This window comes from Mucilaginibacter sp. (assembly GCF_028288105.1).
In the GTDB taxonomy this organism is placed as follows: domain Bacteria; phylum Bacteroidota; class Bacteroidia; order Sphingobacteriales; family Sphingobacteriaceae; genus Mucilaginibacter.
The window spans coordinates 1-8,693 of record NZ_JAQBOI010000084.1; the positions used below are offsets into that span (position 1 = coordinate 1).

Annotated in this window: 13 protein-coding genes; 5 read left to right on the top strand and 8 right to left on the bottom strand. The window is 42.2% G+C overall.

What is annotated here, in order from left to right; genetic code table 11:
• The coding region (locus JWQ85_RS05780) for a hypothetical protein (protein WP_299465317.1) at positions 1-206 on the top strand (206 nt) is incomplete at its 5' end.
• Here JWQ85_RS05780 and folP read toward each other — a convergent pair.
• On the bottom strand, positions 193-1,050 hold the full coding sequence (gene folP, locus JWQ85_RS05785) for a dihydropteroate synthase (RefSeq protein WP_299465320.1): 858 nt from the start codon (positions 1,048-1,050) through the stop codon (positions 193-195). The two genes, JWQ85_RS05780 and folP, sit on opposite strands and share 14 nt — an antisense overlap.
• A 61-nt stretch (positions 1,051-1,111) precedes the next feature.
• Here folP and JWQ85_RS05790 point away from each other — a divergent pair, with 61 nt between their 5' ends.
• The 3 genes from JWQ85_RS05790 to JWQ85_RS05800 are packed head-to-tail and all read left to right on the top strand — an operon-like array spanning position 1,112 to position 3,311.
• Positions 1,112-1,654, top strand: a complete 543-nt coding sequence (locus JWQ85_RS05790; RefSeq protein ID WP_256540281.1) for a DUF1599 domain-containing protein — start codon at positions 1,112-1,114, stop codon at positions 1,652-1,654.
• Complete coding sequence (locus JWQ85_RS05795; protein ID WP_299465323.1) at positions 1,651-2,802, top strand: BT_3928 family protein; 1,152 nt, start codon at positions 1,651-1,653, stop codon at positions 2,800-2,802. The genes JWQ85_RS05790 and JWQ85_RS05795 overlap by 4 nt, the downstream gene beginning before the upstream one ends.
• Positions 2,799-3,311 carry a shikimate kinase gene (locus tag JWQ85_RS05800; protein WP_299465326.1) on the top strand — a complete coding sequence of 171 codons (513 nt, stop codon included), beginning with the start codon at positions 2,799-2,801 and terminating at the stop codon, positions 3,309-3,311. The genes JWQ85_RS05795 and JWQ85_RS05800 overlap by 4 nt, the downstream gene beginning before the upstream one ends.
• A 5-nt stretch (positions 3,312-3,316) precedes the next feature.
• Here JWQ85_RS05800 and JWQ85_RS05805 read toward each other — a convergent pair whose 3' ends face one another.
• From JWQ85_RS05805 to JWQ85_RS05835, 7 genes are all read right to left on the bottom strand, one after another.
• Complete coding sequence (locus JWQ85_RS05805) at positions 3,317-3,826, bottom strand: phosphoribosyltransferase family protein (RefSeq protein ID WP_299465329.1); 510 nt, start codon at positions 3,824-3,826, stop codon at positions 3,317-3,319.
• Between the two features lie 57 nt (positions 3,827-3,883).
• Positions 3,884-4,360 (bottom strand): hypothetical protein, encoded by a 477-nt coding sequence (locus JWQ85_RS05810; RefSeq protein ID WP_299465332.1) that lies wholly within the window; start codon positions 4,358-4,360, stop codon positions 3,884-3,886.
• 4 nt (positions 4,361-4,364) lie between these two features.
• Entirely contained in the window at positions 4,365-4,766 is a 402-nt protein-coding gene (locus JWQ85_RS05815; RefSeq protein ID WP_299465335.1) for a hypothetical protein, read from the bottom strand.
• A gap of 18 nt (positions 4,767-4,784) precedes the next feature.
• Entirely contained in the window at positions 4,785-5,672 is an 888-nt protein-coding gene (locus JWQ85_RS05820; RefSeq protein ID WP_299465338.1) for a hypothetical protein, read from the bottom strand.
• Positions 5,673-5,756: 84 nt separating this feature from the next.
• Positions 5,757-5,972 carry a DUF2442 domain-containing protein gene (locus tag JWQ85_RS05825; RefSeq protein ID WP_256540258.1) on the bottom strand — a complete coding sequence of 72 codons (216 nt, stop codon included), beginning with the start codon at positions 5,970-5,972 and terminating at the stop codon, positions 5,757-5,759.
• 101 nt (positions 5,973-6,073) lie between these two features.
• Positions 6,074-6,799 (bottom strand): YebC/PmpR family DNA-binding transcriptional regulator, encoded by a 726-nt coding sequence (locus JWQ85_RS05830; RefSeq protein WP_299465350.1) that lies wholly within the window; start codon positions 6,797-6,799, stop codon positions 6,074-6,076.
• A 66-nt stretch (positions 6,800-6,865) separates the two neighbouring features.
• Entirely contained in the window at positions 6,866-7,816 is a 951-nt protein-coding gene (locus JWQ85_RS05835; protein ID WP_299465342.1) for an NAD-dependent epimerase/dehydratase family protein, read from the bottom strand.
• Between the two features lie 230 nt (positions 7,817-8,046).
• On the opposite strand from JWQ85_RS05835, the gene JWQ85_RS05840 reads away from it, so the two are divergent.
• Positions 8,047-8,693, top strand: a 647-nt coding sequence (locus JWQ85_RS05840) for an aspartate-semialdehyde dehydrogenase (RefSeq protein ID WP_299465344.1), incomplete at its 3' end; no start/stop codon positions are given.

Here is an 8,693-nt window from a genome sequence, read left to right on the forward strand (position 1 = left end):
GGTACGTTAAAACCGACACTAATAAAGTGGAGACGAGGGGTAATTTTAGTATAACCGTCATGGGTGAAGAGAGGAGCTATAAATATGGCACTATAACATTTACCAACCCCGATTATCGTGATGCAATTCGCTTTAAACCCGATACCATTTATATCGGCAGTTCGGCAGCCGACGGGCCTACCTACCAATATATTAAGATAAAGTAACAGCGTTATAAATTTTTACCGCTTCTACCGCTTGCTTCACATCATGCACGCGCAAAATACTTGCGCCCTTCATCAGGGCAATAGTATTGAGTGCTGTGGTGCCGTTTACCGCTTCATCGGCAGTAGTATCTAATAAACTATAGATCATTTTTTTGCGGGAGATGCCCGCCAGTATGGGCAACTGTAGGATATTAAATTCCTGCATCCGGCTCATCAGTGCGTAGCTATGTTCCGGCTTTTTAGCGAAACCAAAACCGGGGTCGAGGATAATGTCGTGAACACCTAATTGCCTTAAACGGTAGATCTTCTTCACAAAATAGTCGTATACTTCGGCAAATACATCGTCGTAATTAGCCAGTTGCTGCATGGTTTGTGGGTTACCTTTCATGTGCATTAAAATATAAGGCACTTGTAAACGGGCAACGGTGGCAAACATCTCCTCGTCGAGTTCGCCGCCGGATATATCATTGATAATATGCGCGCCTGAATAAATAGCATCTTCGGCAACTTTAGCGCGAAAGGTATCGATAGAAATAATAGCATCCGGAAACGCTGAGGTAATACCCTCAACAACAGGCAACAAGCGGTCGGTTTCTTCCTGAACAGAAATATCATCTGCACCCGGCCGTGATGAGTAAGCACCAATATCCAGGAAGGTAGCACCATCATCAAGCATTTTTTCCGCGTGTTGCAATACATCGGTAATGCCAGTTTTACGGCTCTCGGCATAAAAAGAATCGGGAGTGATATTGATAATGCCCATCACTTTTGGCGATGACAGATCTATCAATTTACCGCCTGCATTTACGGTTGCTTTTTTCTGAAAAAATGTATCTTTAGCCATTGGAATAGGTTAAAAGCGTTAATAGCTTAAACTATATAACGATCACAAATTTACAACAATCATCTTGAGCAACACAGCAGCAGAATACGAAGCGGTAATAAATATTTGCAGGGGACTTTTCATTAAAAAAACCCGTGATTACGGCACCGCATGGCGCATACTAAGGCCGGAATCAATCACCGACCAGATCTTTATAAAAGCCCAGCGCATACGTACCCTCGAAGAAAAAAAGGTTTCTAAAATAGACGAAGACATTACCGGCGAGTATATTGGCATTGTAAATTATTGCGTTATTGCTATGATGCAATTGGATTGCGGCCCCGAAACCCCTACCGAACTGGATGCCGCCGAGGTTGAAATGATATTTGATGGCAAGGTGAACGAAACCAAAGAACTGATGTTTGCCAAAAACCACGATTATGGCGAGGCCTGGCGCGATATGCGCATCAGCTCATTAACAGATCTGATACTAATGAAGCTACTTCGCGTAAAACAAATAGAAGATAACAAAGGCCAAACCCTGGCATCCGAAGGTGTGAAAGCCAACTACCAGGACATGCTAAATTACGCGGTGTTCGCGCTGATAAAATTGGGTGTAAAATGAAGAACAGCTTAGTGTGGTTTTGCAGGATAGCCGTTGGCTTATTATTTATTTTCTCGGGGCTGATAAAAGCGAACGACCCATTAGGCTTCTCCTATAAACTGGAAGAATATTTTGAGGTATTCCATCTTACCTCCCTTAACGGTTTAGCCTTAAGCCTGGCTGTTTTACTTTGCGCCTTGGAAATGATACTGGGTTTTGCCTTACTGGTTGGCGCGCGTGCTGTAAAAGTAGTTTGGGGATTATTGCTGCTGATCATCTTTTTCGCGTTCCTTACATTTTACTCTGCCTACTTTAAAGTAGTGCAAACCTGCGGCTGCTTTGGCGATGCTATACCACTAACACCATGGCAATCCTTCACTAAAGATTTAATATTACTGCTACTTGTGTTGGTGCTGTTTGTAAATCGCAAAAGCATAAAATCATTAGCCAACGCTAAAACCGGCGATAACTTACTGATTGGCGCCGCGGTTGTTTCCATCGGGTTTGGGTTATATACTTACAATTTTTTACCTGTGGTAGATTTTCTGCCGTATAAGATCGGCGCGAATATTTTGCAGGAGATGAAGACACCGCCGGGTGCAGTGCCGGATGAGTTTGAGGTTACCTATAACCTGAAGAATAAAAAGACAAAGGGAACCAAAACAATGTCTGACAAGGAATACCTAAAATCGGGCATATGGAAAGACACCAGTTGGGAAATACAAGGCAACCCGGAAAGCAAACTGGTTAAAAAAGGTTTTGAACCCAAAATACGCGACCTAAATATACAGGATGCACAGGGGAATAATTATAACGAAGAATTATTATCGAGCCCCTTCTATAGCATTATAATTGTTGCCTGGAATTTGGAAAGCACCAACCCGGATGCCGTTAACAGGATAAATGCCCTGGCCATGAACCTTACCCAAAACTATAACACGCGTACCATATTCCTAACCTCGAACGCACCAGAGCAGGCACAAAAATTTGCTAAAGACCATAAGCTGGTAAGCGAGTTATTTTATGCTGATGGCGTTCCGCTGAAAACTATGATGCGTGCTAATCCGGGCATTATCCTGCTAAAGAACGGTACTGTTATAAATAAATGGCATTTTCATAACATGCCTAAATACGAGGACCTTGTTAAAAATTACCTGAGCAAACAATGAGCCTGATATTTTTGGTTGGATTTATGGGTTGCGGCAAAACCACCATGGGCCGCAAACTGTCGGCAGCATTGGGTTATGCCTTTATTGATCTTGATCACGTATTTGAAGATCGTGCGGACGTAGGCATATCTGAATATTTTACTACCCACGGTGAAGAAGACTTCCGAAAACTGGAATCTGAAATTTTAAAAACAACCGACTATCCCGAAAATGCCGTTGTATCAACAGGCGGTGGCTTACCCTGCTTTTTTGATAATATGGATTGGATAAACGCGCACGGGCAATCTGTTTATATGAAACTTACGCCCAAAGCACTGGCTTCGCGATTAGAGACTGCTAAAACACCTCGCCCGGTATTGCAAGGCAAAAAAGGCGATGAACTGGTTGCCTTTATAGAAAGTAAGTTAGCCGAACGCGAACCTTTTTACAGTCGCGCATCGATAATTGCAGAAAGCTTTGCCGATTTAACTACGGATAACATTATCCATCTGTTGGGGATCAAACAATAATTGGGCTATCTCAAATAAACCGCATCTTCCTGGCCTTCTTCATCCAGCACAACGTCTACGTGTTCCTTAATAACCGTTGAAAGGGCAATACCGGCATAATCTGTAGTTACCGGGAAGTTTTTGTGGTTACGATCGATCAATACAACCGTACGCAATTTTTTAAGAGGGACATCCAAGAATACGCCAAAGCCATAGGCCAAAGTTTTGCCACTGTTTAATACATCATCTACCAAAACAACAACCTTATTATTGCAATCCTGCACATCAAAATCAATTTTGGCGTGTAACTGGCTGCTTTGTTTATCCAACCCAATGGTTAGCAACCTACTCGAAAAAGGCGCTATTTTATCCAAAATAGTCTTTAAACGCATGGCTATGTGGTTGCCACGTGGCAAAATACCGGCGATAAGGATTTCTTTTTCGTCAAAATTATCTTCCAATATCTGGTACGCAATACGATCTATCTTCTGCTGTATTTGCTGCTGGTTTAGTATCAGGATCTTTTTATCAGACATGGTGCCAATTGTTAGAAACAAATATAATATTAATGAGATAACTAATAGATAGAAAAACTATTCGAGTTCAGGATCAATAACCCAGGGGATGTTGGTTTGAAACATTACTTCTATTAAACCATCTTTATCTTCGAAAAATGCTAAACTATTGCCCGGGCCAAATCCAATTAAAAAGTTATCTGCCACTTGAGTTAGTTCGATGGTGACACCAGTATCCGATATCGGGATATAGGCGTTTTTCCCATTGAGAATACGTCCTTTGAAATGAAACCAGCCGCTTGTATCATATAAACCATTCTGATGTTTCTGATCTGTGATTATTTCACTCTCTTTTGTATAATTAATTCCTAATTCGTTAAAGAGCGTTTTTATTTCATCAGGGAATATATTATCCCGAAATGCTAAATAGTTTTTGCAATTCCCACAAGTACACTCTTCGGCCCCACTAACCTGCGCATTAGCGTAAGTTTGTTGTGTAAGTTCAACATCCGCTTCAAACACCCAATCCCTGAATTTCACTGTCTTGGTTCCCATCTCGCTACCCCTTCACATACGGATAATACACAAAATTAGCGCCCTCGGGTACTACCACAAACAGGCACATAAAATCGTTCGGGTTTTTATAGGTGGTCAGGAAACGTTCTTTTAGTTCAGGTTTAATGATGCCGCGTTCTACAAACTCTTCAATTGTTGACGCGTGGATGCTCCATTCGGTGTTCAGCTCGTTCCTGTCCAGTATCATTTCGCCCAGTTTAAGTTCGTGCTGGTGCGCAACGAATATGGGGTGCGATGAAAGGCCTTCAACCATTATTTCAACTGCTACCTCGCGTATAGATTCATTGAAAAATTTAAGGTCGCGCTCCAAACTTACCAGCGGACTATCCTTTTTAGGTTTCTCTTCCCCTCCGCTTCTTTCGTTCAGTAATTCTTCGGCTTCCATATCTATATTCTTATAATATTATTCTTCGGGTGGTTTTGGTTTCATTGTTTTGGTATTAAACCTTGGTTTAAAACCAACTTTAGGTGTTGCAGGTGTTTCTTCGGGCGGTGTAGGCTCTGCTATATCTGCGGATTTTTCTTCTGGTGCAGGTTCCTCAACCTCTTCTTTTTTCTCTACTACATCTTCAGTCGGTTTCGGGGCCATCGTTTTCATATTGAAACGTGGCTTAAAGCCGGGTTTTGGTGCGGTATTTTCTGTTGGTGATGTTGGCTCTGTTGTTTCTTTTGCAAGTTCTGTTTCGGGTTTAGCACCTTCCGTTTCTGTAGCTTTCGGCGCCATTGCTTTCATATTAAAACGTGGTTTAAAACCAGGTTTCGGCGCAGCAGTTTCTGTTGATGGTGTTGATTCTGCTTCTTCTTTTGCAGGCTCTGTTTCGGGTTTAACTTCCTCTGCTTCGGCGGGTTTTGGCGCAGCCATTTTCATGTTAAAGCGAGGCTTAAAGGCTGGCTTTGGCGCGGTGCTTTCCCCTGCTGTTTCAGCAGCAGGAGTAGTTTCAACCGCAGGCGTCTCAACTTTTTCTTCCGGATTTTCTGTTGGTTTAGCAGCCATACCCACTTTAAACCTTGGCTTAAAGCCAACAGATGGCGCAGGTATAGTATCCGTTAAAGTTTCAACAATGGTTTGCTCGGCAAGCTTGTTTTCCAGATGTATTTTTTCCGGCTTTTGTTCCGGTGCCAGGTGGTATTGTAGCCTTAATTTATTGAACCAGTATTTTTTGGTGTGATCGAAGCTTTTTTCGCCCATTTGGGTAAAGTGTTTTTCAAATTCGGCAAACAAGCCCGGATCACCTGCCTTTAAGGCAACCAGATCAATTCGCTTCTTATTAAAAAACTCTTCGAAAGTCATGTGTTTTAGATGTGAGATGTGAGACTTTAGATGTGAGACCGAAGTCCCCTTATCTCAAATCTCACATCTCTATTCTCAAATCTCTTATAGCGCAACATCCACATCCAGTGTATTAAAATGGATACCTGTTGCCGTTTGTTTCCAGTCCTCGCGTTCCTCGTCGGTAGCGTTCATCAATTTAGGGAACCACTCCAGCGGGAAAGCTTGCTGCTTACCATCTGCTTTTTCTACAAAAAGTAAACCATTTGCAAAGGTTACCTTAACTTTTTTTTCCTGCTTGCTTGATGAGAATAAAGGCATGGTGTTTTTAAGTTAAAAGTGTAAAGTCAAAAGTCAAAACCGATCGCTTCAATTGCAAGGTCAGGAGATTGCTTCGTTTCTCGCAATGACGCACCGGTGAATTACTCCGCCATATTGTGGTAAACGGCCTGCACGTCGTCATCTTCCTCTAAACGGTCGATGATCTTGAAAACGTCAACAGCTTGCTCCTCACTTACCGATGTAGTAGACTGTGCAACACGCTCCAGCTTGGCCGATTTGGTTTCGATACCCAATTCTTCCAGCATTTTCTGCATCTTTCCAAAATCCTCAAAGGCCGTGTGCAAAACAGCTATATCATTTCCTTCTTCGTCGGCCTCCACAAAAAGGTCTTCCAATCCGGCATCTATCAGTTCAAATTCTAACTCTTCCAGGTCGCGGTCGCCCGGGTCAAATGTAAATACCGATTTACGGGTAAATATAAAATCAAGCGACCCTGTTTTACCCAGTGTACCACCATATTTGGTAAAGTAGCTGCGCACATTTGCAACAGTACGGTTTAAGTTATCGGTTGCAGTTTCTACCAATATAGCCACGCCGTGCTGCGCATATCCTTCGTATACAATTTCTTCGTAATCCTTTTCATCGCGGCTCGTAGCCCTTTTAATAGCAGCTTCTACCCTATCTTTCGGCATGTTTACTGCCTTAGAGTTTTGGATAGCAGTACGCAGGCGCGAGTTGGTGTTAGGATCGCCACCGCCTGATTTTACCGCCATTACAATTTCCTTACCCAAACGGGTAAACTGCACGGCCATTTTAGCCCAACGCTTAAATTTTCTTTCTTTGCGGAATTCAAATGCTCTTCCCATATAAATTTCTTTTTCCATTGTCCAGGGACTATAAACCAAGGACACAGCGAATATAATATTGTTTTCTTAAATAACCTTTTTCAGGTTGGTTAGCATATCCTCGGTTATTTTCGCGAGGTCGTAATCCAACTGCCAGCCCCAATCTTGTTGTGCCTGTGTATCATCTATTGATTTTGGCCAGCTATCGGCAATTGCTTGTCGCGGGTCGTTATCAGCGTAGCTCATTTCAAAATCTGGTAAATGTTTTTTTATCTCTTCGGCTAATTGCTCCGGTGTAAAGCTAATGCCCGCCAGGTTATAGCTTGATCGGATACTTAAGTTTTCTGCCGGGGCATCCATCAAATTAATGGTAGCGCGAATAGCATCTTCCATATACATCATTGGTAAAGCAGTTTGGGCCGATAAAAAGCCCTGGTACTTGCCTGCTTTTAATGCCTCATGAAAAATATGCACCGCGTAATCGGTTGTACCACCACCCGGTGTTGCACGCCAGCCTATCAATCCTGGATAACGGATGCTGCGCACATCAACCCCATATTTTTCATGGTAATATTCGCACCAGCGCTCGCCTGCCAATTTACTGAAACCGTAAACCGTGTTAGGATCCATTACGCAATACTGCGGCGTGTTATATTGCGGCGAATGTGGCCCGAAAACCGCAATGGAGCTTGGCCAAAATATTTTTGATGTTTTAAACTCTACTGCAAAATCAAGTATATGGAGAAGGCCGGTCATATTTAAATCCCAGGCCATTTTTGGTTTTTGTTCGCCTACGGCAGATAAGATTGCGGCCAGCAAATAAACCTGTGTAGGCCTGTGTTTATCAAATAAATGGTGCAGATTATCTTTATCCAGCACATTCGCAAACTCGAAAGGGCCACTATGGCGGATGGCATAATTAGGGCTATTTATATCTGATGCTATAACGTTTTCGGCGCCGTGTATATTTCTTAAGGCAGTTACCAATTCGGTACCAATTTGGCCATTGGCGCCTATCACTAAAATCTTTTCGCTCATGCAATAACAGTTTGGCCACAAAGGTAAATTTTTTTGTCTGAACCCGAATTTTCCATATTAAAGAATTAGCCCGATACCGCTGTAAAACGCAATAAAATTGTAATATTATTACGATAATTCTTAATTCATGCTAATTCAACTTCAGATATTTTGCATACTAAAATGGTAGACATTTCGCAAAAAAATTGCATATTTGAAGTTTAGTTTATATACACACATAATTTAACAAAATGAAAGTCGCAGTTGTTGGTGCCACAGGATTGGTAGGCACTAAAATGTTGCAGGTTCTCGCAGAACGCAACTTCCCCGTTACAGAATTAATTCCCGTAGCTTCCGCTAAAAGTATTGGTAAAGAAATTACTTTTAAGGGTAAGCAGTTTAAGGTGGTTTCTGTTGAGGATGCGATAAAGCAGAAACCGGACGTTGCGCTTTTTAGTGCAGGTGGTAGTACCTCGTTAGAGCAGGCCCCACTTTTTGCAGCTGCCGGTATCACTGTTATTGATAATTCATCGGCATGGCGTATGGACCCAACCAAGAAATTGGTTGTGCCCGAAGTAAATGCGGATGTTTTGACAGCCGATGATAAGATCATTGCTAACCCAAATTGCTCAACCATACAAATGGTAGTGGCCTTAAAACCACTGCACGATGCTTATAAAATTAAACGCGTTGTTGTTTCTACCTATCAATCGGTAACCGGTACAGGTGTTAAGGCTGTGGATCAGCTTTTTAACGAGCGTAATGGCATCGATGGACCAAAGGTTTATCCTTACACTATCGACCTTAACGTTATCCCTCAAATTGATGTATTTACCGAAAACGGTTACACCAAAGAGGAAATGAAAATGATATTGGAAACCAAAAAAATAATGGGCGA